Below are 25,366 nucleotides of genomic sequence, written 5' to 3'. Positions count from 1 at the left end.
TTTGCCATATCTAGTGTCTCCAATACAATCTGATTCGAAGAGTGTCGTAGAAATATTAGAAGCCATCTTCGAAAACGCTAGGCGACATGGCAGGAAAGACCACAAAGAAAAACATGAAAGTCCGTTCGATGTTTTAGGATTAACTTATAAATAAAAGATCCCCTTGTTTTTATTGCGGACTCCTTTAGGAGTCCATATAACCTTAATTGGAAATATGTGTAATTCAAGGGTGGAACCAATGCTTATCTAGAATTATTCACTTACTAGCTTGACGGATATGCGTCATTTCCCCACCAACCCAACACTAGTTTTGTGAATGTACCCTTCCAGAAGAGAAAAGTTCTCCCCCTTAATCTGTATTAAATGCTTTTATGACAGGCTATTGCGCATCGTTACATCCTGAAAATAGGCATAAAACCACATGGTCTAATTCCTCATACTCAGATGATGTGTTAAGTAGTTTCGAGCTTCTGATTTGGCAAGGTCCGGAGGGGGACGATGAAGACTCCTATCTTAAAAGCGGAAGCACCTTGGTCAGCGGCGTATGGACTGGACTGAGCTGTCGGAGATAAAGGAAACACGAAGAGCGGAGCGATTCGATGTTGACTTATCGCACAGAAGTGAGGGAAGTCTCACTAGACGCTAGGTGCTGCAGCTGGATAGCTCTCGCTGACGTTTATATTATGAGTTATGCTTAACTCTTATAAAAGTGTAAGAGTGGGATAAACATGATCGGTGAGACCCCGGAAAGCTTTAGCTTGAGGAGGCTCAGCACATGCCCACGGAAAGCGAATCGTCCCCCGCAGGACCTACAGACTACCCCAATATCTCGAAAGTCTTACACAATCCGGCCCTATAGCGTAATAAGACTTTTATAAAAGCAAACGATAGCGTTTAAAAGTGCCTTAAAAAAGCCGCACCGGCTAGGTTTGCTCGGTGCGGCTTTTTATAGGCTTTCTATTATCGAATAGACTCTTTACCACCCATATATGGACGAAGTACTTCAGGGATAACTACAGAGCCATCCTCCTGCTGATAATTCTCAAGAATCGCAGCTACTGTACGTCCCAGGGCAAGCCCAGAACCATTTAAAGTATGAACAAATTCCGGCTTCCCTTTCTCTTCACGACGGAAACGAATACCCGCGCGGCGAGCCTGGAAGTCTTCAAAATTAGAACAAGAACTGATTTCACGATACGTTCCGTAGCTTGGGATCCACACTTCAATATCGTATTTCTTAGCAGCTGTGAATCCAAGGTCACCTGTACACATGCTCATCACGCGATACGGCAGTTTAAGCAGCTGCAGGACCTTCTCAGCATGGCCGGTTAGCTCTTCCAGCACCTGATAAGAATCCTCTGGTTTAGCTAGCTGAACAAGTTCAACTTTATTGAATTGGTGCTGGCGGATCAGGCCTCTTGTATCCCGGCCCGCAGAACCCGCTTCTGAACGGAAATTGGTGCTGAAAGCTACAAACTTCTGTGGAAGGTTCTCACTAGATAGAATCTCTTCACGGTGGTAGTTCGTTACAGGAACTTCTGCCGTTGGCACTAAGAAGTAGTCCCAGTCTTCAATTTTAAATGCATCCTCTTCAAATTTCGGGAGCTGTCCTGTCCCTGTCATAGAGGTACGATTAACAAGTTGAGGAGGAAGCATTTCCTGATAGCCATGCTCGTCCGCATGTAAATCCATCATGAAATTTAGTAACGCTCGCTCGAGACGGGCACCAAGTCCTTTGTAGAAAACAAACCGGCTGCCCGTAACTTTAGACGCACGTTCGAAGTCCAGAATATCGAGCTCAGTCGCTACATCCCAGTGGGCTTTGGCTTCGAAAGTAAAGGCTGGAAGCTCTCCCCACTTTTTCGCTTCCACATTATCTTCTTCATCTTCTCCAACAGGCACACTTTCATGGGGAATGTTAGGAATAGAAAGAAGTAATGTTTCTAATCGTTCTTCCACCTCTTTGAGTTCAGCATCCAGATTCTTGACCCGGTCTCCTACTTCACGCATTTCTTTAATCTTGTCATCCGCGTCCTGCTTTTCCTTTTTCAGTTGAGATATTTCTTTAGAGACCTCATTACGGCGAGCTTTTAACTCCTCCGTCTCTTGAATCAGCTCCCGGCGTCTTTCATCCAAGTCTCCAAAGGCATCCAGTTCGGATAAGTCCTCACCGCGTTTATTCAACTTCTGCTTCACTTCTTCAAAATTCTGGCGTAAGTACTTCATGTCCAGCATGTGGATCCTCCTCATTCAAATTAATTAATATAAAAAGCTCCCGTCCCTTGTAAATAAGGGACGAGAGCTTGATTATGCTTCCCGCGATACCACCCAAGTTGAAGATTGAAGATCAATCTTCCGGCTTAACTCATAACGGTGAGCACCGGTTCGACTTACTATTATTCAGTCGAACACTCAAGGATGGATTCACACATCTTTTTCATCAGTTTTCACCAGCCACTGACTCTCTTAAAGAAAAAGGATGATGCTACTAATTCCTATCATCGCGTTATCTATTAGCTATTGTGTCTAATAACATTAGCGGATATTCAATCATAATGCAAGTGATTTTTTAGACTCTTCCACCATTTTAACAAAATGAGCGGTCATTCGATGATCTTCAGTCAATTCAGGATGGAAGGAACAAGCCAGGTAACCATCCTGCTGGGCAGCTACGATATGTCCGTTATACGTAGCTAATACTTTACCGGATTCACCTACCCCTTCAATATAAGGGGCGCGTATAAATACAGCATTGTATCCTTCAGCCACGCCTTCGATATCGAGATCCACCTCAAAGCTTTCGCGCTGCCTTCCGAAGGCATTACGGCGTACTTTGATGTCCATCAGTCCTAAATGCACGTCATATGATCCATCAATTTCTGAAGCAAGCAGAATTAATCCTGCACAAGTACCGAAAATCGGCTTTCCTTGTTTTCCAAAATCACGAAGGGGCTCAAGGAATCCATACTTATCGATAAGTCGTCTGATGGTTGTACTTTCGCCGCCTGGGATAATAAGTCCGTCGATATTCTCAAGCTGTTCAACCTTTTTCACTACAACACTTTCTGCACCTGAAGCTTCGATGGAACGTACATGCTCACGAAAAGCTCCTTGAAGTCCTAATACACCGATTGTGGTCATGATGCATGTCTCCTTTAAATCTATCCTAAATCATTCTAACGATCATAAATATAAACGAAGAATCAGCAGCGGATGGGGCCTGTCTCAAGACCCCTGATCCGCCTTCTAATTATTTATTGACTGCGATCCTGCATACGCTGGTCGGCAGCAAGCGTAGACATTTCCATGCCCTTCATGGCTGTGCCCAGACCTCTGGAAAGCTCACCAATCAATTTGTAGTCATCATAATGCGTAGTAGCTTCTACAATCGCACGAGCAAAGCGTTCTGGATCGTTGGATTTGAAAATACCTGAGCCTACGAATACACCGTCTGCTCCAAGCTGCATCATCAATGCTGCATCAGAAGGGGTAGCAATTCCACCGGCTGCAAAGTTTACGACAGGAAGACGTCCTGCTTCACGGATTTCCATAAGAAGATCAAATGGAGCTCCATTATCTTTCGCATAAACCATCACTTCATCTTCTGATAAACCGCGAAGATGACGAATTTGGGATTGAACTTGTCTCATGTGACTAACAGCTTCTACGATGTTGCCTGTACCAGGTTCCCCTTTAGTACGAAGCATAGAAGCTCCTTCACGAATACGGCGTGTAGCTTCTCCCAAGTTACGGCAGCCGCAAACGAATGGGACGGTATAATCATCCTTTTTGATATGATAAACTTCATCCGCTGGCGTAAGTACTTCACTTTCATCGATATAATCGACACCTAAAGCTTCTAGTACACGTGCTTCTGTAATGTGCCCGATACGAGCTTTTGCCATGACCGGAATAGAAACAGCATTCATAACGTCTTCCACGATACTTGGATCTGCCATTCGAGCTACGCCTCCAGCTGCACGAATATCAGCTGGTACGCGTTCAAGAGCCATTACGGCTACCGCTCCCGCTTCTTCAGCTATTTTTGCCTGTTCCGCATTTACAACGTCCATGATGACGCCGCCTTTTTGCATTTCTGCCATTCCGCGTTTTACGCGATCTGTACCTGTTTGTGACATAATATATTCCTCCCTGAATCGACTGTATATGATCAATCATTTGCATGATTTGAATCTAAAATTACTTATTATCTATTGTAACTCAAAAAAGCCTAAAATCCTACCAAATAAATTGGCATTAACTGTTAAAACCAACTTTTTACCATATCTACAGCTCCGCTGAAAATATCGCTAAAGAACTCACCGATTCCGCCTATCATCAGCATAAACCAATTGGACTTTTCAACGGCTGCCGTAGTCACTACATCTACGGAATTTGGGTTCTCAGATAATAGATTGTCATAGGATTCTTCTCCATTGTAAACAAGAGAAGCCGTTCCTACTTTGGCTCCTTTTTCAATAGGTGCCACAAGTTTTCCGTCCTCATTCAATTGATCTTCCGAAAGGTTATACTTAATAGAGTATTGTTCATCTTCCCCATTTTTAACAAGTGTTTGAAGATCCGTATTGGTCTCTACAGCTACCTTTTCTTCTTTTCCTTTAGCTACCTCGATTTCAGATTCATCTTCCAGTTGATAACCAGCCTCATAAAGAGTCTGCTCCTGGAATTGCTGAAAACCATAATCAAATAACTTCGCTGTCTGCTGGAAACGGGACGCTCTTGAGTCGGTCTTCATAACGACAGTAATAAAACGCTGACCATTTTGTTCGGCTGTCCCTGTAAACGTGTTGCCTGCAAGCTCTGTGTATCCTGTCTTTAAACCATCGACTCCTTCATAACCAAACTGTGAGAGGGCGCCGGGCATATTAGGGATCATCCAGTTCCAGTTTGTAATGGTCTGACCATCAAACTCAGCTGTGGGCTGGCTCGAGATATCTAAAGATTCAGGGTAATCATTAATTAAGTGGAAGGCAAGAAGGGCAGCGGATCGTGCCGAAAGCATATTCGTTGCATCAGGGGCTGTTCCTTCCGGGTAATTATCTCCCAGATGGGAATTGTTCAAGCCCGTGGAATTTACGAATTCATAATCCGGAAGTCCCATTTCCTTGGCTTTTTCATTCATCATTTTAACAAATTCAGCTTCTGTTCCTGCAATTAATTCAGCCAGCGCAATAGTCGTGGCATTATCTGAATTAATCGCCATCGCTTTATAAAGTTCTTCTACTGTGTAATCTTTATTCATTTTCAAGCCAACGCCGGAAAAATTAGCGTTTGCCGATATATCATAAGCATATTGGCTGATCTGTGTAGTGGTATCCCAGCTGATACTGCCCTGCTGAATGGCTTCCATAACGAGGTACTCTGTCATCATTTTCGTCATACTAGCTGGAGGTAGAGTAAGGTCTGCCTCTTTCTCAAATAAAATCTTTCCAGAATCAGCGTCTACTAGAATAGCAGATTTCGCTTCTACATTAACTGTAGCCGCGTATGTATTCCCTGGATTCATCCAGACTGCGGACATGCTCAAAATAAAGGCCATCATGACGGCCAGGGATGTTTTAAAAACTTGTTTCAACTTTCTCGACCTCCACCCACAAATTATGTATTATACCTTCGTTATTTTATCACATGGCTTCACAAAAGAATAGACAGGGAAATAGTCCCTGTCTATTAATAATTACTCAAGTCAAACGGAGTAGTTCGGTGCTTCTTTTGTAATTTGAACATCATGAGGGTGGCTTTCTCGCAAGCCTGCTCCGGTAATTCTCGTGAATTTACCATCCGTGCGCAGCGCCTGGATCGTTGGGGTTCCGCAGTACCCCATTCCTGATCGTAAACCGCCCATCAGCTGGTGAAGCGTATCCGCAAGCGGTCCTTTGTACGGCATACGTCCTTCGATACCCTCTGGTACCAGTTTTTTGGATTCCTGATCGCTTTGGAAGTAACGATCTTTAGAGCCGGATTCCATAGCCCCTACAGATCCCATTCCACGGTAAACTTTAAAACGGCGGCCCTGGAAGATTTCTGTTTCTCCCGGACTTTCTGACACGCCAGCGAGTAGACTTCCAAGCATAACCGCATGGGCCCCGGCTGCAAGAGATTTTACAATTTCACCTGAATATTTAATACCACCATCGGCAATAACAGGCTTGTTGTATTTCTCTGCTTCCCTTGCACAGTCGTGAACCGCCGTAATTTGCGGAATGCCTACCCCGGCAACAACACGGGTTGTACAAATGGACCCAGGACCTATACCTACTTTAATCACATCGGCTCCCGCTTCAATTAGTTCGCGTGTTGCTTCTGGGGTACCGACATTTCCGGCGATAATATTCATAGAAGGATACTTGCTGCGAATTCGCTTCACTTGATCGATTACACCCTGGGAATGTCCGTGGGCCGTATCGACAACTAAAGCATCCACTCCCGCAGAAACAAGCTTATCAATCCTTGTCATCGCATCCGCTGTTACACCGACGGCAGCAGCGCAGAGAAGACGGCCTTGTTCGTCCTTCGCTGAAAGCGGAAATTCGATAACTTTTTCGATATCTTTAATGGTGATTAGACCTTTCAGGATCCTTTCATTGTCCACTAATGGAAGTTTTTCAATTTTGTATTCCTGAAGAATCTTCCCAGCTTCCTCTAAAGTGGTTCCAACAGGTGCCGTTACCAGATTTTCGCTTGTCATTACTTCACTGATGGCCATGGAGTAATTTTTGATGAAACGAAGATCGCGGTTGGTAATGATCCCAACCAGCTTCTGTTCTTCTTGATTATTCACAATCGGCACACCTGAGATTCTGAATTTACCCATCAGGTGCTCCGCATCAAAAACCTGATGTTCAGGAGTCAAAAAGAAAGGATTCGTGATAACTCCGCTTTCGGAACGTTTTACACGATCGACTTGCTCAGCCTGCTCTTCAATCGACATATTTTTGTGGATGACACCAAGACCGCCTTGTCTCGCCATTCCGATGGCTAAGCCCGCTTCTGTAACTGTGTCCATTCCTGCACTGAGAACGGGCATATTCAGTTTTAAGGTAGGCGAGAGCTCTGTAGCTAATGAAACGTCACGAGGCAATACATCTGACTTGGCCGGCAGAAGAAGCACATCATCGAACGTTAAGCTTTCTTTCTCAAATTTATCTTCACGCATGCTTGATCTCTCCTTTTATTCAAATAGTTTGGGTAAAGGTGGGGAATAATAACCGATAACTACGTAAAATACTTTCTTATTGTTATTTACAATACGACAATGACTGTCGTTTTTCAACCATAAAAAAATCCCATAAATCCCCTGTCGGGACTGCTTTTCAGACACTTTAGCAGAGTACTATATAATTAAAGCGCTTTCTGCTTTGTTTGCAAAATTGAGGATGAACGTAACGAAAGGAGAGGCACTCCCATGCTTAAGGAAGAGACCATTCTTAATTACTTACAAGTTACCGCTCACACCAGACCATTTTTACTGGCCTGTTATGAAAACATAAACAATCCGAAAGCTTCTCACCATGCTTACCAGAACGCTGAACGATTTATATATGGCTTAAATCTGGGAAGTGACTACTGGGAGTCTGCAAAATCGACTCCATTGAGTGTCCAGCCGCTCCTTTTTTATTATGGACTCAATCACTACTTAAAAAGCTGCCTTCTAACTGTAGATCCTGGTTACCCTGCTACAGCCAAGGTTTTAGCTCACGGTCTGTCGACCAGAAAAAGAAAGAAACAGCATTACCGCTTTTTAGAGGATGATATTCGAGTTCAGCCTCATGGACTATTTCCTCACGCAGCAGATCATCTGTTCCAATTTACATCGTCAAAGGAAAAAGTCTCGATGGATGAACTGCTTCGCCCCTTAGAAGCTATGGCTTCCATCTATGCCTTTAAAGACTTTGAGCGACCGTCTGCAGATGAAACCTGGCCTCCATTACTTGCTTATTTTGCCGTTCTGTATAACTTAAGTATGCTAGTTCGCTATGAGGGAGAATGGTGGGGAGAAATGCAGCAAATGAGGGACCGGGAAGACTATGTATTTATCATCGAATTTCTCAAAAGCGCAAGCGAACAGATTCCTATGTTAATCTCCGGATGGTTAAAAGACAAGCTGACATCTGTTCTTTGATATCAACTTGTCTTTCATTAATCCAGTATTTCTTCTATATGTAGATGCTTGTGTTCTTTTAAGTGATAAATTTCTCCATCTTCTTCTAAACGAATCATTGGTCTTGTGGGATGGGTTTGATCTACAAAGACAATTTCCGCCCGCCGATTGTTGGACAGTCTTATATTCGTGCCGGTTGAATAATTGGTCATTTCTTTGACTAACACTTGAATAACGGTGTGATCATAGCGTCCGAACTGTTCCTTAAGAACATTCTCAAGGACTTTAAAAGGAGAATGCTTTTGGCGGTACACACGTTCTGAAGTCATGGCATGGTACATATCACTAACTGCAATAAGCTGACTATAGAGATGAATTTTGGTATGGTTCAGTCCAAGAGGATAACCGGTTCCGTCCAATCGCTCATGATGCTGTAAAACAGCAAGCTTGGCGGGGCGGCTCAACGCCTGAATGTTTTCCACCAGACGGTAAGAGTGTGCAGGGTGATGTTTTATTTGTTCAAATTCCCGTTCTGTGAGCGGAGCCTCTTTATCTATTACCCGTTGATCGACTTTGGCCATTCCGGCATCACTGAGTAACCCTGCCAGTCCTACTTGAATCCACTCCCCGTATTCATAGTCCATTTTATAAGCTAAATAAGAGGCCATAACACTCATCGCCACACTATGGTGGTAAAGGTAATCCCAGGTTGATGAATAGTTATGAAGTTTGAAAACCTCCTGCTTCTCCTGAACAGCATTTTCTAATAAGGGAACCATTACTTCACGTATGGCTTTGATATCGATGGATGCTCCTGCCCGCCAATCCGAAAACCACTTCTTATAGGATTGAACCGCCTGTACATACTGGTCGTGAAAGGGAAGCTGCTGGCTTGACTCGGATGAGCCTGACGGCTGTGTTTCGATCGGTTCATCGTCTACAGACTCGGGTACAAAAGGGGAACCGTCTGAAAGTTTGTTCGCAACTTCAACGGATTCAATTAGAAATTTCTTTAACACTTGGATATGTATAGGATGAACCAACGTGTTTTTAGGAATAATTGGATTTTTAGTACGTCCCATTACATCTTTTGTTATTAAACAGCCCGTAACCAATTGGGAAGGGTGCACCCGCATATCGTTTTCCACCTCTCTTAAAAGGAGTATAGCTATTATGATTCACTAAAATATCTTAAAAAAAGCCGCCTGCCGTAGATTTCGACAGGCGGCTTGGCATTTCCCAGCAAACGGGGGAGGTTATTCTTCAGGAGTGTCTTCCACTTCTTTAGATTCCTCTGATGTTGTTTCTTTATCTTCATTCTTTTCAAGTGCTTCTTCAATAATTTCTTCTTCTTCTTTTTCTGATTCTACACGAGCAACCGTGGCTACTTCTTCCCCGTCTCCAAGACGGATCAACCGGACACCCTGAGTATTCCTTCCAGTTTCAGAAATGCTTTCGAGCGGCATCCGGATCAGCACTCCACTTTCCGTGATGATCATTATATCTTCTTCACCATTCACGGCCTGGGTAGCGACGACATAACCGTTTTTCTCGGTAAGGTTACACGTAATAATTCCTTTACCGCCCCGGTTGGTAATGCGGTAATCCGTTGCCGGTGTCCGCTTCCCATATCCTTTACTTGTGACGGTAAGAACCTGCAGGTCGTCCTCCAGGATTTCCATGGATACAACGCGGTCGTCATCTCTAAGCGAGATGCCTTTAACACCTGCAGCTGTACGGCCCATAGCACGGATTTGATCTTCGTTAAACCGGATGAGATAGCCATTTCTGGTACCAATCATAATATCCTTTTGGCCATCTGTCAGTTTCACGGAGATCAATTCGTCGTCTTCCCGAAGTCCAAGTGCAATCAGACCGCCGCGGCGGATGTTCGCAAATTGGGAAAGTGTCGTCCGTTTGGTGATACCGTTCCTTGTTGTAAACAGAAGATACCAATCATCGACGAAGTCTTCTACGGTAATGACGGCGTTAATCCACTCATCCCGCTCAATGTTCAGCATATTGATAATTGGAATCCCTTTAGCCGTGCGGCTGAATTCAGGAACTTCATAGCCTTTTGCCTTATACACTTTTCCTTTATTGGAGAAGAACAGCAGCGTATTGTGCGTTGAGGTGGAGAGCAAGTGTTCCACAAAATCTTCTTCGTGGGTGCCCATCCCTTGTACACCACGGCCGCCTCTGCGTTGAGAACGATACGTGTTAGCCGGGAGACGTTTGACATAACCTTGATGCGTCAAGGTTACAATAACCGTTTCCTCCGGTATTAAATCTTCGTCTTCAATAAAGTCACTGCCGCCAAGTACAATTTCTGTACGACGTTCATCGTTAAAGCGTTCTTTTACATCTTCGAGTTCTTCCCGAATAATTTCCAGAACTTTCTCTTCATCAGCAAGGATTGCTTTCAATTCAGCAATCAGCTTCATGAGATCCTGGTATTCACTTTCAATCTTCTCACGTTCTAAACCAGTCAGACGTTGAAGACGCATATCCAGAATAGCTTGAGCCTGGCGATCGGACAGCTCATAACGCTCCATTAAACCACTTTTAGCAATTTCAGTCGTTTGTGACTCACGAATGAGCGTAATCACTTTGTCTAAATGATCCAGAGCTACACGAAGACCTTCCAGGATATGAGCTCTTGCTTCCGCTTTACGAAGTTCATAAGCAGTTCTACGCTTGATGACTTCTTTCTGGTGCTCCAAATAGTATTCCAGGCACTGTTTCAGGTTCAATACTCTTGGATGACCGTTAACCAGAGCCAGCATATTAATACCAAATGTGGATTGAAGAGCCGTCATCTTGTAGAGGTTGTTCAACAGCACATTTGGATTAGCATCCCGACGTAATTCGATTACGACGCGCAGTCCAGTACGGTCAGACTCGTCCCGGAGGTCCGTAATGCCGTCAATTTTCTTGTCGCGGGCAAGATCTGCTATTTTCTCGACCAGACGAGCTTTGTTCACCTGATACGGAAGCTCCGTAACAATTAAGCGTGCTTTCCCATTCGCCTGTTCTTCGATTTCAACATTTGCCCTTACTGTAATCGATCCTTTTCCGGTTTCATAAGCTTTGCGGATCCCGCTAAATCCGAGGATTTTTCCGGATGTTGGGAAATCCGGTCCGTAGATGTGGTTTTCCATCAATTCTTGAATGGTAATATCCGGATCTTTACTGACAGCAAGTACAGCATCAATTACTTCACCCAGCTGATGGGGAGGAATATTCGTAGCCATCCCTACCGCGATACCGGAACCACCGTTAACGAGTAAGTTCGGGAATTTAGCAGGTAAGACAAGAGGCTCCTTCTCCGTGCCGTCATAGTTGTCATCATAATCAATCGTATCTTTATTGATGTCACGCAAAATCTCCATAGAAATTTTGGACATTCTTGCTTCCGTATAACGCATAGCGGCAGCGGCGTCGCCGTCTACAGAACCGAAGTTTCCGTGGCCATCCACGAGCATATAACGGTAGTTGAAGTCCTGAGCCATACGCACCATCGTATCGTATACGGCCGAATCACCGTGCGGGTGATATTTACCGATCACTTCCCCTACAATACGGGCAGATTTTTTGTGAGCTTTATCTGAATGCATGCCTAAATCATGCATCGCATACAAAATCCGGCGGTGTACAGGTTTCAAACCATCACGGACGTCAGGCAAAGCACGCGCCACAATAACACTCATGGCATAATCCAGGAAGGATGTACGCATTTCCTGGCTTATATTAATTTCCTGCACGCGTGGGCGTTCGGGTTGATCCACCATTCTATTTACCTCCTAATAACCTATAAGGGGAGAAAAGCTCTAAGAGCCTTTCCCCATCCATTTACAATGTTTCTATTTTTATCGTGACTACCATTCGTTTATTTCTTATATATCCAGGTTCTGGACATATTGAGCATTTTCCTCAATGAAGTTACGGCGTGGTTCTACCTTGTCCCCCATTAGAATATCAAAGGTTTCATCTGCTCCAATCGCGTCTTCCAGACTTACTTGAAGCAGCGTCCTTGTCTCGGGATCCATGGTTGTCTCCCAAAGTTGTTCCGGGTTCATCTCTCCTAAACCTTTGTAACGCTGAACGCCTGGTTTTGGAGAGTTTGGCAGCTCCGCAAGCATAGTATCAAGCTGCTTATCACTATACGTATAATAAACGGCTTTTCCCTGCTGAATTTTATAAAGAGGCGGCTGGGCAATGTAAATATAGCCATGCTCAATCAAAGGACGCATATAACGGTAAAAGAAGGTTAGAAGAAGCGTTCGAATGTGTGCTCCATCCACATCAGCATCCGTCATAATGACGATTTTATGGTAGCGGGCCTTAGAAATATCAAAATCCTCTCCAATTCCTGTACCGAGCGCTGTGATGATTGCACGGACTTCATTATTCGAAAGGATTTTATCTAAGCGTGCTTTCTCTACGTTAATAATTTTACCACGCAGAGGAAGGATCGCCTGAAAATGCCGGTCCCGTCCCTGTTTCGCAGAACCTCCGGCTGAGTCACCCTCAACCACGTAGATCTCTGAAATACTGGGATCTTTAGATGAACAGTCCGCTAATTTACCAGGAAGGTTGGAAACTTCAAGCGCATTTTTACGGCGAGTAAGCTCACGTGCTTTCTTCGCAGCCATACGAGCCCTCGAAGCCATTAGACCTTTTTCCACTACAATTCTTGCCATGTTTGGATTTTCAAACAGGAATTTAGAGAAGCCTTCTGAGAATAACGCATCAGTAACTGTACGAGCCTCACTGTTTCCGAGCTTCGTCTTGGTCTGCCCTTCAAACTGGGGATCTGGATGTTTGATAGAGATGATCGCGGTCAAACCTTCGCGGACATCATCCCCTGTTAAGTTCGGGTCGGTTTCTTTGAACATATTATTTTTACGCGCATAATCGTTAATTACACGAGTGAGTCCGGTTTTAAAGCCGGATTCGTGGGTTCCGCCCTCGTACGTATGAATATTATTCGCATACGAATAAAGGTTGCTGGCAAAGCCATCATTGTACTGAAGAGCGATTTCAATAGAAATGTCATCCTGTTCACTTTCGATAGCGAATGGTTCATGGAGCACTTCTCTCGTACGGTTCAAATGCTCGACATAAGAGCGGATACCGCCCTCATAATAATAACTGACCGGCTCTTCATCAGTTCGCTTGTCTTCAATCGAAATTGTTAAGCCTTTATTCAGAAAAGCAAGCTCTCGTGTACGAGTAGCCAGTGTTTCAAAATTATATTCCGTGGTTTCTGAGAAAATTTCTTCATCCGGTTTAAACTGAATACGTGTTCCCGTGATTTCCGTATCACCGATCACTTTCAAATCTTCTTCCGGCACTCCCCGATGGAAAGCCTGGTAGTGAATCTTGCCATCACGGTGGACGAATACTTCAAGTTTTGATGATAAAGCATTCACAACGGATGCCCCTACACCGTGGAGTCCTCCAGAGACTTTGTATCCTCCGCCTCCAAATTTCCCTCCGGCGTGAAGAACCGTCATAATGACCTCTACAGCAGGACGTCCTGTCTTTTCCTGAATGCCTACAGGAATTCCGCGGCCGTTATCTGTTACTGTGATGCTGTTATCTTTCTCGATGATCACTTGAATCTGGTCACAGTGACCCGCCATCGCTTCGTCAATACTGTTATCGACAATTTCCCATACAAGGTGATGCAGTCCTTTTTCGTTCGTCGAACCAATATACATTCCAGGACGTTTACGAACAGCTTCTAAGCCTTCCAATACCTGTATCTGGCTCTCATCATAAGATTCTTTTTCGATTATGTCTTCCTTCATGGTACTCACCTACATTTCTCAAGTGGTTTTACTTATGAACTCTCTCACTGACGATCTCCTCTTACCCACCTGACTCTTCAGAGAAGTCTTCCAGTTTATTTAACGTGGTCTTCATATTCGCCCTCTTCTTCAACGTGAATACAGAAAGCGGGCTGAAATATATATAATCATTTGTAATCACGATGGCTTTCACATGGTCTTCTTCTGTTTCCACCACGCGTCTGTTTTTTCGCTGATTAAAAATCATTTCCTCGATAATAGAGGACGATGTCATCAAACTGTGATCGATAATCGCTACCACATCTTTTGATTGGATGACATGATCGTCACCGATATGAATGAACAATTTGCCACCTCATTTCTCTACTTCGATCGTTCCTTCTTTAACATGAAAGATCTCTGCATGCTTCAAAGCTTCATGTTCAATTCCATCTATACTAGTCGTTGAAACAAAGGTTTGAACTTTCCCCTGGATGGTATGAAGCAGATGGGATTGCCGGTAATCGTCCAGTTCGCTGAGCACATCATCCAGAAGAAGAATGGGGTACTCGCCGACTTCACTATGAATAAGTTCAATTTCCGCAAGCTTCAAAGACAGGGCGGTTGTTCTCTGCTGTCCCTGGGAACCATAGGTCTGAACATCTTTTCCATTCACATAAAATATAAGATCATCCCGGTGGGGTCCTGCAAGCGTAGTCCCTCTTTCAATTTCCTTTGTTTCAATTTCTGAAAATTTTTCCATGTATATTTTCTTTATTGTGTCCAAATTCATATCCTCTGATACTTTGACACTTGCATTATAAGAAATATCGAGTTTTTCTAGTTTCCGGCTGATTCCTTCATGGATGGGAGTCGCCCATGAACGGAGCAGCTGCATAAACTTGAACCTTCGATCTACAATCGTCGCTGCATGCTCCATCAACTGATCCGTCAAAACTCCAAGCATCGTCCGGTCAGCGTGAGGCTTTCGCTGCAAATCTTTCAGCAGGTGATTACGCTGACGGAGGATCTTTTGATATTGTCCTAAATGATAGATATACGTCGGTTGAATCTGTCCGATTTCCATGTCGATAAACCGACGACGCACCTGAGGGCTTCCCTTGACCAGGTTAAGATCCTCAGGTGCAAACATAACGACATTCAAAGCACCTATGTAATCACTAAGGCGCTTTTGTTCAATATGATTTAACTTCGCTTTTTTCCCTTTGGTCGAAATGACAATCTCGAGAGGAAAACGGCGATTCCGTTTAAATATACTCCCTTTTATTTTACCATACTCGGCGTCCCATTGTATTAATTCTTTATCCCTCGGGGTCCTGTGTGATTTGGTAAAGGCTAAAGCATAGATCGCTTCCATCAAATTGGTCTTTCCCTGGGCGTTTTCACCAATAATGACATTTATCTTATGATCGAATGTCAGGGACAATTGATCATAATTTCGAAACGACCGAAGCGACAGCTCATGAATATACATAAGTCAGGTTCATTTCACCTTATTCTTCACGTACAACCGTGAAGCTGCCAAACTCTTCTATTTCGACTGTATCTCCCAGGTAAAGCTTACGCCCACGACGGTTTTCTAACTCTCCATTTACAAAAACTTCAAATTCACTAAGGAATAATTTAACCATTCCACCAGATTCCACAACGTTGGATAATTTTAGAAACTGACCAAGCGGGATATATTCCGTTGATATTTCAATACGTTCGCTCATTTTCATTCACCCTATTCCATGAATTCACCTTCTTTTTATTTTACTAAAGATGAAGGTGTAAGAAAAGTCCAAGAGATTGATTCTGTTTCAGCGGCTCACCATAAGAAAAGGCACCGCTATGATTTTCATAACAGCGCCTCTTTTAAACTAGTACTATATTCGAATGACTGACATACCTTTTATACTAACACGTTTTTATCAATCAGTAGGTTCGGACAGGTAAGATCAGCTGAAGAATTTGTTCATCATCTACAGGACGGATCAAGAAAGGACGCATCGCTCCAGTGAATTCTACTTTTACTTGATCATAATCCACAGCTTTTAAAGCATCCATCATATATTTAGCACTAAAAGAAATCTTTAGGTCTTCTCCGTTCACATCATCGGCCGTTACTTCTTCAACCACATTTCCTACTTCAGGGGAGTTACCCGTGATTTCAAGGTGGTTATTTTCTTTTGTAACTAAGCGAACGACGTTATTACGATTTTCTTTTGCTAATAGAGACGCCCTGTCGACAGATTGCAGCAATTCTTTCGTGTCGATTTTAACGATGGTTTTACTTTGTTCAGGAATTAAACGCGAGGTCTCTGGATAATTCCCTTCCAAAAGTCTGGATAAGAAGTAAAGGTGTTTGGTACGGAACAATACCTGGTTCTCCGTGACACTTACTTCGATCGTATCTTCTGAATCATCAAGAATTTTATTCAGTTCAGTCAAACTTTTACCCGGGATGACAACAGGAGGCAGATTTTTGCCTTCTGGCTGGTCCAATGGAATCTTCCTGGATGCCAGACGGTGGCTGTCCGTTGCGATAAACTCGAGTTCTCCATTTTCCATGCGAACATGAACACCTGTCAAAATAGGTCTTGTTTCGGAAGTAGAAACCGCAAATACCGTTTGACGAATTAAATTCTTTAATAGATCAATAGGCAGCTCAAAGCTATCCTCGGTATGTAACTGAGGAAGCTGTGGATATTCTTCAGGGTCCTGTCCATTCAAATGAAATTCAGCATTACCTGAGCGAATGGTAACATTTCTGTGATTATCACTTTCTATTTCTACTGTGTTTTGGGGAAGTTTACGAACGATATCAGGAAAATATTTAGCTTGCAGTACGATACTTCCCGGATCAATGTTCTCCACATAAACAATTCCATCTTCTTCTTGGGGAATAAAAGATTCAATCGAGATATCTGAATCACTTCCGGTCAGTTTTACACCTTCTTCACTAACTTCTAATTTCATTCCAGTCAAAATAGGGATGGTCGTTCTTGATGAAATAGCTTTCATGACATCCTGAACACTTTGCATCAACTGCTCCCGCTGAATTATAAATTTCATGAATACTTTCCTCCTAGTGAACCTATATTATATATTTATTTTTTATTAATAAACCGTAATAGTAATAGTATGCGCTGTGGATTTGTGGATAACAGGATTCAGACCAAATGAAATAAGGTTATCCACATGTGTATAAGTTGTTGATGGATGTGGTACAGTTATTCACGTTATCCACTTAGGTTTTCAGCTGCTCTTTAATTTCATCCAGTTCTTTTTGAAGCTGCTGATCGGCTGCGACCATTTTAGAAATCTTCTCATGAGCATGGATGACTGTCGTATGATCACGGCCTCCAAATTCTTCACCAATCTTCGGTAAAGAAAAATCGGTTAACTCTCTTGATAGATACATAGCGATTTGACGCGGAAAAGCAATAGTTTTAGTTCGCTTCTTCGCTGGAAAATCTTCTAATCTAACATTATATTTCTCTCCAACCATCTCCTGAATGGCTTCAATCGTAATCACTTTAGGTTTAGAGCTTGGAATGATATCTTTTAACGCTTCAGCTGCCAGAGAAGCATTAATATCACGATTGATCAAAGACGAATAAGCTACCACTCGAATAAGAGCTCCCTCCAGCTCCCGAATGTTTGTATCGATTTGATTCGCGATATAAAGCATCACTTCGTTTGGAATATCCAGCCCTTCAGCCTTAGCTTTCTTACGTAGAATGGCAATCCGCGTCTCTAAATCCGGCGGCGTAATATCCGTAATTAACCCCCACTCAAAGCGGGAGCGCAGCCGATCCTCAAGGGTCGGTATTTCTTTAGGAGGTCGATCACTGGAGATCACGATCTGTTTGCTTTCTTCATGAAGTGTATTAAACGTATGGAAGAACTCTTCCTGAGTCTGTTCCTTACCTGCAAGAAATTGAATGTCATCGATTAAAAGCACATCTACACTGCGGTATTTATTGCGGAAGTTGACGGCTTTATTGTCACGGATAGAATTAATAAATTCATTGGTAAACTTTTCAGATGATAAATAAACGACTTTCGCATTTGGATTATGATCCAGGACATAATGGCCAATCGCGTGCATTAGGTGTGTTTTTCCCAGTCCGACCCCACCATAGATAAACAGCGGATTGTAAGCTTTTGCCGGTGCTTCTGCCACAGCCAGAGATGCTGCGTGGGCGAAGCGGTTTCCTGAACCGATTACAAACGTATCAAACGTATATTTAGAGTTCAGCATGCTCTGCGGTGTCTCTTCATTCCCGTTGTTTTTCACATCAGGAATCTTCTTCGATGAAAGCTTCACATCATCCATCGCTTCCTCTTTTGTCTCCGGAATAATGAACTTCGTGTCTAATTCCGCTCCTGTCACTTCATAGAGCGTTTCCGTAATCAATCCCTCATATTGATTCTCAAGCCAGTCTCTGGCAAATTCATTCGGAGCTACAATGGTCAGGGTATTTTCGCTAAGAGAATCAGCTTTGGTAGCCTTCAGCCATGTTTCAAAGCTTGGCTTACTAATTTTTTCTTTAATATGCTCCAAGGTGTTGTTCCAAAGTTCGTGTATGTTCTCCAAATTGTTTCACCCCTTTCTCTATAAATGGAAAACAAAAAAACCTTTCGTTCTCTTTTTCGAACGTAGCAAAAGGATCGAAAGGTTGTTGTATAAGTTTTGTATACTCTTTATCGTTAGAAAACTTCTAATTTCAATGTGGATGTGAGATTCGCGACATACAAGACTTATAGAAAGTTATTTTCACTATCCACATCCCTGTGCATAAAAGCATATACAGGCGTGTTAATAAATGTCCACACGTTATCCACAATCTGTGTATAAGATTTTAAGCACTCAGAAGTCATTCACGCTTAAACACAAATATAATACCAAATAAAAACTGGAGTTGCAATGATTTAGAGGAACTTATCCACAATTACCACACCTTGTAGACAGTCGCTATCCACAACACTATATTTTGTGAATAGCTTGTCGATATTTGGTGTGGATAGTCAGCTGGAGTCGAAAAAAATATACACACTGCCTGTGGATGTTCGCTGAATGTATTTTATTTTCGCTTATTTCACTAAAAAAATCAACGAGGTGTTATAGTACACAAACTGTTATATAACGGAGTAGATTCAAGTGGATCTGGAGGGGGAAATAAAAAGGACATTGACAGAATGAAGCTTCGTTGCTTATAATTATTAGGACTGCCTTTTAGAAGTAAGTTATGGAATTATTCCTCAGGAGGTGTATATATAATGAAACGCACATTTCAACCAAATAATCGTAAGCGCAAAAAAGTACACGGCTTCCGTACGCGCATGAGCAGCCCAAACGGCCGTAAAGTAATTGCTCGTCGTCGTCGTAAAGGAAGAAAAGTTTTATCAGCATAGGCCACTGAAAACCTCAGTGGTCTTTTTTTCTAGTTAAGATTATCTTGCGGAGTCGGGTCTCTACTATGAGATCCACTGCGCTTTTCTAATGTTCAGGGCGTGAAGGTCTGACTGGCATTTAGCGCTTTATATTTTTGGAGGGAGTTCTATGAAGAAAGAATATCGAATTAAAAAGAATGAAGAATTCCAAAAAGTATTTCAGCATGGTCAGTCGTTCGCGAATCGGCAACTCGTCCTTTACTATTGGAAGAAAAAAGACCAGGCTCATTTTCGAATCGGTCTCTCTGTCAGTAAGAGGATTGGACCTGCAGTGGTCCGAAACCAGGTGAAACGTTATTTAAGACAAGCCTTTCACGAACTGGAAGATCAAATTCCTCCTCATTATGACTTTGTGATTATTGCTAGAAAACCGACTAATTCTATGAACTTTCATGAAATGAAAAAAAGCTTGATCCATGTTCTATCAAGGTCAAAGCTATTGAATAAGAAAAAATAAGCCATCATCTTATAGAATTATTCTATGAAATAATGCTACACTGATGTATGGACAGAAAATTAATTTTAAAATGAATAGCCAGAGGGATTCAGTAAGGAGGAAGGAACGTTGCGTAACAAAATAATAGCATTGCTTGCTATGGCAGGTGTGCTTACGTTCTTATCCGGGTGTACCCAGGTCAATCAGGATATCACCAAGGATAGTACAGGATTCTGGAATGAATATATTGTTTTTCCATTATCTAAGACGCTCTTGTATTTCGCAGATCTGACAAATGGAAGTTTTGGACTGGCGATTGTAATCGTAACCATTATTATCCGTGTATTGTTACTACCTTTAAACGTTAAACAACTGAAAAGTTCAAAAGCTATGCAGGAAATTCAGCCTGAACTTAAAGAATTAAGAGAAAAATATTCTTCTAAGGATGCGCAGACCCAGCAAAAGCTTCAGCAGGAAACGATGCAGCTTTTCCAAAAAAATGGAGTTAATCCATTGGCAGGATGTCTGCCTATTATTGTGCAAATGCCGATATTGATTGGTTTCTATCATGCTATTATGAGAACATCTGAGATTCAAACTCACAGTTTTCTTTGGATGGAATTAGGTCAATCTGATCCATTCCTTGCGATTCTTACAGCAGCTACCACATTCCTGCAGCAGAAGCTGATGATGGCGGGAGGAGCAGCAGCTCAAAACCCGCAAATGCAGATGATGATTTACATCATGCCGCTAATGATCGGTACATTTGCATTCTTCTTCCCATCAGCCCTGGCCATCTATTGGATTGTAGGTAACATCGTTATGATTCTTCAGACCATTTTTATTCGTAAGCCAATGATGAAAGATGCGACGGGAGGAGCAGGTGAGTGAAGCAAATAACTGCTACTGGCACCACAGTTGATGAAGCGGTCCAATCAGCACTAGAACAATTACAAACATCGAAGGACCAGGTTCAAGTAGATGTCATTGATGAAGGTAAAAAAGGATTTCTTGGTTTTGGTTCAAAACCGGCAATCGTAAAAGTATCTATTCAAAAGAATCCAGTGCAGGATGCCGAATTATTCATCACAGAAGTAGCAAAGCAAATGGGTGCTCCTGTACAAGTAAAAACAGAAGTGAAAGACCGTGATATTGCCATGGAACTCGAAGGTGAGAAAATCGCCATGCTCATTGGAAAACGCGGACAAACCTTAAATTCACTGCAATATTTAACTCAACTCGCCGTTAATCGGGAATCCGACCAGTTTTATAACGTTATGCTGGATGCGGAAGGATATCGGGCAAGACGAAAGGAAACGCTTGAAAATCTAGCTAAGCGATTAGCGGAAAAAGCGATTTCTTCCGGTAAAGAGGTCAAGCTCGAGCCTATGCCTTCCTATGAACGGAAGATTATTCATTCGGCTCTTCAAAACCATAAAAAAGTCGTAACTGATTCTGATGGAAATGATCCACGTAGACATGTGGTCATCCGCCCTTCCTGAAGAAGTTACATTTACATTGAAAACTTCTGCCAATCATCGTTGGCAGAAGTTTTTTTATGGGATTTTTTGCGAAAATCCAGTATTATAGAATGGTTCTTTGGGATGTTAGTGTTGATTTTTTGCTAAGAGACTTTTTAAACTAAAATGCCGGTTACTGTAAGACTCGAGATATTGGGTGTAGAAAGGAGAGCTCGAAAATCTCTGCATAATCTCCTTCTAATGAACAAGGATCATCTTTCATCCATTCTGAGTTTTAATGGTTGTCTTACGCGAAGAAACCGTATTTGAGGCAGATGAAGTATATCCCCTCTCTCCCATAACAGGGTCCGTTCATTAGATATCGTTGAGGTGGAGGAGGAAACGACGAGACTCCCGCGGGAGAAGGAGCTAGGCGAGACCCCACAGGGAGTGGTAACGACTGAGGAGGCTTGCCAGTTCCCCGCAGGAAAGCGAGTTGTTTCTGCAGCCATCCCTTCTCTATATGAAGTAACGAACCAAAAATATCTTGAAACTGAGTCTCCAAGTAACGGGAGCTTTTCTTTAATAATCTAATGGAGAATTAAATTAGCCAGTTGAATAATGAGTTATACACATGTGGATAATGTAATTAAAGAAAAAATGGCTTTGACAGGTTGTTGATATCTTTTCAATTACCGGACAGATATGATATTCTATTAAGTTAGTGACTACAATAAATTCTACTTTGTGGATAAATATAAAATAGCAACATTAGGAGGTGAGCGCGTGTGGAAACAGATACGATAACTGCCATATCTACCCCTATGGGAGAAGGTGCCATAGCAATCGTTCGACTAAGTGGTCCTCAAGCTGTCTCTATAGCTGGAGATTTGTTTCGTGGAAAGGATTTAAACGAAGTCGACTCCCACACGATGCACTACGGTAAAATAATAGATCCTGATACGGGAGAGACAGCAGAAGAAGTAATGGTTTCCGTTATGCGTGCGCCTAAGACTTTTACGAGGGAAGATATCGTTGAAATTAACTGCCACGGTGGACTTGTTTCAGTGAACCGTGTCCTTGAAATCGTCTTAGCGAGTGGAGGACGTCTGGCTGAACCTGGTGAATTTACGAAGCGCGCATTTTTAAATGGCCGAATAGATTTGTCTCAGGCAGAAGCCGTAATGGATTTGATCCGTGCGAAAACGGACAGGGCTATGAACGTTGCTTTAAAGCAGATGGATGGACGACTATCGAACCTTATTCAGCAGCTAAGACAAAAACTGCTTGAAACCTTAGCCCACGTCGAAGTAAATATTGATTACCCTGAGTATGATGACGTTGAAGAAATGTCTCATGAAATGATGGAGCAAAAGACGAAAGAAGTCCACGAGGAAGTTTCGAACCTTCTGCAGACCGCCCGTCAGGGGAAAATTTTACGAGAAGGTTTGGGAACGGCTATTATCGGCCGGCCTAACGTCGGAAAATCGTCCTTAATGAATACACTGGTGCACGAAAATAAAGCGATTGTGACGGAAGTTCCAGGAACGACTCGTGATGTGATTGAAGAATATGTCAATGTTCGCGGAGTTCCGCTTCGTCTGATCGACACGGCTGGTATTCGGGAAACCGAAGATATTGTCGAAAGAATAGGTGTTGAACGGTCCAGACAAGTATTAGAAGAAGCCGATCTCATCCTTCTTGTGTTAAACTATGGAGATGAGCTGAATGACGACGATAAGCAGTTATTTGAAGCCCTTCGTGACATGAATATTATTGTTATTGTTAATAAAATGGATTTGGAACCAAAATTAGATATCGATCAGGTGAAAGAATTTGCTGGAGATAACCCCGTGATCTCTACCTCATTAATTCATGAAAAAGGTGTAGATCAGCTTGAAAATGCGATTGCAGATACCTTCTTTGAAGGGGAGCTGGATGCGGGAGACATGACTTACGTATCCAACGTACGCCACGTGCAGTTGCTCAAGCAGGCCAAGCAAGCCCTTGAAGATGCCCAGAACGGTATGGAAATGGGAGTACCGCTTGATATGGTGCAGATTGACGTCACAAGGACGTGGGAAATTCTTGGTGAAATTATCGGAGATACCGTACACGAAAGCTTGATCGATCAGTTGTTTTCACAGTTTTGCTTAGGGAAATAAACAACAACAAAGGAGAGACAATAAATGACTTATGATGCTGGGCATTATGACGTAATAGTAATCGGTGCCGGTCACGCAGGGGTAGAAGCTGGTCTTGCTGCAGCCCGCAGAGGCGCCAAAACGTTAATGCTTACTCTCAACCTTGATCTGGTCGCTTTCATGCCGTGTAACCCTTCGATTGGCGGGCCGGCAAAAGGAATCGTAGTCCGTGAAGTGGATGCACTTGGCGGCGCTATGGGTAAAGTAATTGATAAGACGCACATTCAAATGCGTCTGCTGAATACAAGAAAAGGTCCTGCCGTACGAGCACTGAGAGCTCAGGCGGACAAACCACTATATATTAAAGAAATGAAACGAATTCTAGAAAACCAGGAAAACTTAACTCTTCGCCAGGGAATGGTGGAGAAGCTTCTTGTTGAGGATAATGAAATTAAAGGAGTCGTTACAGAAACAAAAGCGGCTTATTATGCTCCAACCGTGATCGTAACGACGGGAACGTTCATGCGTGGACGTGTCCTGATTGGAGACCTTTCCTACGAGAGTGGCCCGAATAACCAGCGTTCTACGGTTTCTCTTTCCGAGCAGCTGGAAGAACTCGGCATTAACATGGTCCGTTTTAAAACGGGTACACCGATGCGGGTAAACAGCCACACGGTTGATTATTCCAAAACGGAAATTCAGCCGGGCGAAGAGGAACCAAGGTCCTTCTCTTATGAAACAACTGAGTTCATTACGGATCAAATTCCTTGCTGGCTGACTTATACGAACGAAGCAACTCACAAAATTATTGATGATAATTTAACCCTGTCTGCAATGTACTCGGGAGCGGTTCGTGGTACTGGACCTCGTTACTGCCCGTCCATTGAAGACAAGATTGTACGTTTTAATGATAAACCAAGGCACCAGATCTTCCTTGAGCCGGAAGGTCGCGATACAGAAGAAGTGTATGTACAGGGTCTTTCCACTTCTCTGCCTGAGTATATACAGAACGAAATGATGAGAACGGTACCTGGCCTTGAGAATGCAGAAATCATGAGGGCAGGCTATGCCATTGAGTACGATTCAATTGTCCCGACTCAACTATGGCCAACCATGGAGACGAAACAAATTTCCGGACTGTTTACCGCCGGACAATTAAACGGAACTTCCGGCTATGAAGAAGCGGCCGGTCAAGGGCTGATGGCAGGGATTAACGCAGCTGCGAAAGCACTGGATCTCGAAACGTTAATTCTCGACCGCTCAGAAGGCTATATCGGCGTTATGATTGATGATCTCGTGACCAAAGGTACCGATGAACCATATCGTCTACTCACGTCTCGTGCAGAATTCCGCCTGATGCTTCGCCATGACAACGCAGATATACGTCTGCTTGAAAAAGGATACGAACTAGGATTAATTCCTGAAGAACGCTATCAGTGCTTCCTTGAGAAAAAGCAGCGAATCGAAGAAGAGAAAGCTCGCTTAGATAAAGTCATTCTGAAGGAAACAGAAGAAGTTCAGGCTGTCATTGAAGAAGCGGGAGGCACCCGTTTGAAAGATGCGGTACGCGCCATTGATTTACTGAAGCGTCCTGAAATGAAATACAGTCATCTGGAACGTCTAACCCCTAGTGAGGTTTCTCTACCAGAAGATGTGAAGGAACAGGTAGAAATTCAGGTAAAATACAGTGGTTATATTAAAAAAGCGCTTGAACAGATTGAACGTATGAAGAAGATGGAATCGAAGAAGATCCCTGAAAATATCGATTACGATGACATCCACGGACTTGCAACAGAAGCCCGCGACCGTCTCAAAGAAGTAAGACCGTTATCTGTGGGGCAGGCTTCACGTGTCTCCGGAGTTAACCCGGCTGACGTGTCTATATTACTTGTCTATATCGAACAAGGAAAAATCGCTCGCGTATCGGGTGAATAAAACGAAAGGAT

At 43.0% G+C, this 25,366-nt stretch carries 20 protein-coding genes, 1 pseudogene and 1 other annotated feature; of the genes and pseudogenes, 8 read left to right on the top strand and 13 right to left on the bottom strand.

Annotated elements, in window-relative coordinates; all coding sequences use genetic code 11:
• Positions 1 to 154, top strand: a pseudogene (locus tag BMZ06_RS20345) (IS4-like element ISHaha1 family transposase); the annotation flags it as partial.
• 806 nt (positions 155 to 960) lie between these two features.
• Here the strand turns inward: BMZ06_RS20345 and serS are convergent.
• The 5 genes from serS to guaB form a co-directional block, all read right to left on the bottom strand.
• Complete coding sequence (serS, locus tag BMZ06_RS04455) at positions 961 to 2,235, bottom strand: serine--tRNA ligase (RefSeq protein ID WP_089750526.1); 1,275 nt, start codon at positions 2,233 to 2,235, stop codon at positions 961 to 963.
• 53 nt (positions 2,236 to 2,288) lie between these two features.
• Positions 2,289 to 2,511, bottom strand: a binding site (T-box leader).
• 39 nt (positions 2,512 to 2,550) lie between these two features.
• Complete coding sequence (gene pdxT / locus BMZ06_RS04450) at positions 2,551 to 3,141, bottom strand: pyridoxal 5'-phosphate synthase glutaminase subunit PdxT (RefSeq protein ID WP_089750524.1); 591 nt, start codon at positions 3,139 to 3,141, stop codon at positions 2,551 to 2,553.
• A 113-nt stretch (positions 3,142 to 3,254) separates the two neighbouring features.
• Entirely contained in the window at positions 3,255 to 4,139 is an 885-nt protein-coding gene (gene pdxS / locus BMZ06_RS04445; protein WP_014641310.1) for a pyridoxal 5'-phosphate synthase lyase subunit PdxS, read from the bottom strand.
• 125 nt (positions 4,140 to 4,264) lie between these two features.
• Complete coding sequence (locus BMZ06_RS04440; RefSeq protein ID WP_089750522.1) at positions 4,265 to 5,596, bottom strand: serine hydrolase; 1,332 nt, start codon at positions 5,594 to 5,596, stop codon at positions 4,265 to 4,267.
• A gap of 111 nt (positions 5,597 to 5,707) precedes the next feature.
• A complete protein-coding gene (guaB, locus tag BMZ06_RS04435) occupies positions 5,708 to 7,177 on the bottom strand; it encodes an IMP dehydrogenase (protein WP_089750520.1) in 1,470 nt (489 codons plus the stop codon).
• A gap of 249 nt (positions 7,178 to 7,426) precedes the next feature.
• Between guaB and BMZ06_RS04430 the strand changes: the two genes are divergently transcribed.
• The gene (locus BMZ06_RS04430) at positions 7,427 to 8,143 is read left to right on the top strand and encodes a YaaC family protein (protein ID WP_089750518.1); all 717 of its coding nucleotides are present in this window, start codon (positions 7,427 to 7,429) and stop codon (positions 8,141 to 8,143) included.
• Between the two features lie 17 nt (positions 8,144 to 8,160).
• Here the strand turns inward: BMZ06_RS04430 and BMZ06_RS04425 are convergent, their stop codons facing one another.
• From BMZ06_RS04425 to dnaA, 8 genes are all read right to left on the bottom strand, one after another.
• Positions 8,161 to 9,258: an HD-GYP domain-containing protein gene (locus BMZ06_RS04425; protein ID WP_089750516.1), complete on the bottom strand. Its 1,098-nt coding sequence runs from the start codon at positions 9,256 to 9,258 to the stop codon at positions 8,161 to 8,163.
• Positions 9,259 to 9,378: 120 nt separating this feature from the next.
• Positions 9,379 to 11,913, bottom strand: coding sequence for a DNA gyrase subunit A (gene gyrA, locus BMZ06_RS04420; protein ID WP_089750514.1), 2,535 nt, complete (start codon positions 11,911 to 11,913; stop codon positions 9,379 to 9,381).
• A gap of 105 nt (positions 11,914 to 12,018) precedes the next feature.
• Positions 12,019 to 13,938 (bottom strand): DNA topoisomerase (ATP-hydrolyzing) subunit B, encoded by a 1,920-nt coding sequence (gene gyrB, locus BMZ06_RS04415; protein WP_089750512.1) that lies wholly within the window; start codon positions 13,936 to 13,938, stop codon positions 12,019 to 12,021.
• A 61-nt stretch (positions 13,939 to 13,999) separates the two neighbouring features.
• Positions 14,000 to 14,284: an extracellular matrix regulator RemB gene (gene remB, locus BMZ06_RS04410; protein WP_014641303.1), complete on the bottom strand. Its 285-nt coding sequence runs from the start codon at positions 14,282 to 14,284 to the stop codon at positions 14,000 to 14,002.
• A 9-nt stretch (positions 14,285 to 14,293) separates the two neighbouring features.
• The gene (gene recF / locus BMZ06_RS04405; protein WP_089750509.1) at positions 14,294 to 15,412 is read right to left on the bottom strand and encodes a DNA replication/repair protein RecF; all 1,119 of its coding nucleotides are present in this window, start codon (positions 15,410 to 15,412) and stop codon (positions 14,294 to 14,296) included.
• Positions 15,413 to 15,431: 19 nt separating this feature from the next.
• Entirely contained in the window at positions 15,432 to 15,653 is a 222-nt protein-coding gene (gene yaaA / locus BMZ06_RS04400; RefSeq protein ID WP_014641301.1) for a S4 domain-containing protein YaaA, read from the bottom strand.
• A 202-nt stretch (positions 15,654 to 15,855) separates the two neighbouring features.
• Positions 15,856 to 16,995, bottom strand: a complete 1,140-nt coding sequence (dnaN, locus tag BMZ06_RS04395) for a DNA polymerase III subunit beta (protein WP_089750508.1) — start codon at positions 16,993 to 16,995, stop codon at positions 15,856 to 15,858.
• Between the two features lie 175 nt (positions 16,996 to 17,170).
• A complete protein-coding gene (gene dnaA, locus BMZ06_RS04390) occupies positions 17,171 to 18,523 on the bottom strand; it encodes a chromosomal replication initiator protein DnaA (RefSeq protein WP_089750506.1) in 1,353 nt (450 codons plus the stop codon).
• A gap of 683 nt (positions 18,524 to 19,206) precedes the next feature.
• On the opposite strand from dnaA, the gene rpmH reads away from it, so the two are divergent.
• The 6 genes from rpmH to mnmG all read left to right on the top strand — a co-directional run bounded on the left by rpmH (position 19,207) and on the right by mnmG (position 25,355).
• Positions 19,207 to 19,341 (top strand): 50S ribosomal protein L34, encoded by a 135-nt coding sequence (gene rpmH / locus BMZ06_RS04385; protein WP_014645390.1) that lies wholly within the window; start codon positions 19,207 to 19,209, stop codon positions 19,339 to 19,341.
• Positions 19,342 to 19,489: 148 nt separating this feature from the next.
• Positions 19,490 to 19,837: a ribonuclease P protein component gene (gene rnpA, locus BMZ06_RS04380; protein WP_089750504.1), complete on the top strand. Its 348-nt coding sequence runs from the start codon at positions 19,490 to 19,492 to the stop codon at positions 19,835 to 19,837.
• Positions 19,838 to 19,945: 108 nt separating this feature from the next.
• A complete protein-coding gene (spoIIIJ, locus tag BMZ06_RS04375) occupies positions 19,946 to 20,707 on the top strand; it encodes a YidC family membrane integrase SpoIIIJ (protein WP_089750502.1) in 762 nt (253 codons plus the stop codon).
• Positions 20,704 to 21,318, top strand: coding sequence for an RNA-binding cell elongation regulator Jag/EloR (gene jag, locus BMZ06_RS04370; protein WP_089750500.1), 615 nt, complete (start codon positions 20,704 to 20,706; stop codon positions 21,316 to 21,318). The genes spoIIIJ and jag overlap by 4 nt, the downstream gene beginning before the upstream one ends.
• Before the next feature lie 746 nt (positions 21,319 to 22,064).
• Entirely contained in the window at positions 22,065 to 23,441 is a 1,377-nt protein-coding gene (mnmE, locus tag BMZ06_RS04365) for a tRNA uridine-5-carboxymethylaminomethyl(34) synthesis GTPase MnmE (protein WP_089750497.1), read from the top strand.
• A gap of 24 nt (positions 23,442 to 23,465) precedes the next feature.
• Entirely contained in the window at positions 23,466 to 25,355 is a 1,890-nt protein-coding gene (gene mnmG, locus BMZ06_RS04360; RefSeq protein ID WP_089750495.1) for a tRNA uridine-5-carboxymethylaminomethyl(34) synthesis enzyme MnmG, read from the top strand.
• The last annotated feature ends 11 nt before the right edge of the window (positions 25,356 to 25,366 follow it).

The organism is Halobacillus alkaliphilus, assembly GCF_900113125.1.
Lineage (GTDB): Bacteria > Bacillota > Bacilli > Bacillales > Halobacillaceae > Halobacillus > Halobacillus alkaliphilus.
Note: the sequence above shows the minus strand (reverse complement) of the source record. Positions and strands in the feature narration are given on the sequence as shown.

Excerpts from the sequence above, each read along its gene's own strand:
- gyrB (WP_089750512.1), bottom strand. The coding sequence starts at position 13,938 with ATGAAGGAAGACATAATCGAAAAAGAATCTTATGATGAGAGCCAGATA.
- dnaN (WP_089750508.1), bottom strand. The coding sequence starts at position 16,995 with ATGAAATTTATAATTCAGCGGGAGCAGTTGATGCAAAGTGTTCAGGAT.
- guaB (WP_089750520.1), bottom strand. The coding sequence starts at position 7,177 with ATGCGTGAAGATAAATTTGAGAAAGAAAGCTTAACGTTCGATGATGTG.
- pdxS (WP_014641310.1), bottom strand. The coding sequence starts at position 4,139 with ATGTCACAAACAGGTACAGATCGCGTAAAACGCGGAATGGCAGAAATG.
- rpmH (WP_014645390.1), top strand. The coding sequence starts at position 19,207 with ATGAAACGCACATTTCAACCAAATAATCGTAAGCGCAAAAAAGTACAC.
- BMZ06_RS04425 (WP_089750516.1), bottom strand. The coding sequence starts at position 9,258 with ATGCGGGTGCACCCTTCCCAATTGGTTACGGGCTGTTTAATAACAAAA.
- yaaA (WP_014641301.1), bottom strand. The coding sequence starts at position 15,653 with ATGAGCGAACGTATTGAAATATCAACGGAATATATCCCGCTTGGTCAG.
- serS (WP_089750526.1), bottom strand. The coding sequence starts at position 2,235 with ATGCTGGACATGAAGTACTTACGCCAGAATTTTGAAGAAGTGAAGCAG.
- BMZ06_RS04430 (WP_089750518.1), top strand. The coding sequence starts at position 7,427 with ATGCTTAAGGAAGAGACCATTCTTAATTACTTACAAGTTACCGCTCAC.
- rnpA (WP_089750504.1), top strand. The coding sequence starts at position 19,490 with ATGAAGAAAGAATATCGAATTAAAAAGAATGAAGAATTCCAAAAAGTA.
- recF (WP_089750509.1), bottom strand. The coding sequence starts at position 15,412 with ATGTATATTCATGAGCTGTCGCTTCGGTCGTTTCGAAATTATGATCAA.
- pdxT (WP_089750524.1), bottom strand. The coding sequence starts at position 3,141 with ATGACCACAATCGGTGTATTAGGACTTCAAGGAGCTTTTCGTGAGCAT.
- gyrA (WP_089750514.1), bottom strand. The coding sequence starts at position 11,913 with ATGGTGGATCAACCCGAACGCCCACGCGTGCAGGAAATTAATATAAGC.
- mnmG (WP_089750495.1), top strand. The coding sequence starts at position 23,466 with ATGACTTATGATGCTGGGCATTATGACGTAATAGTAATCGGTGCCGGT.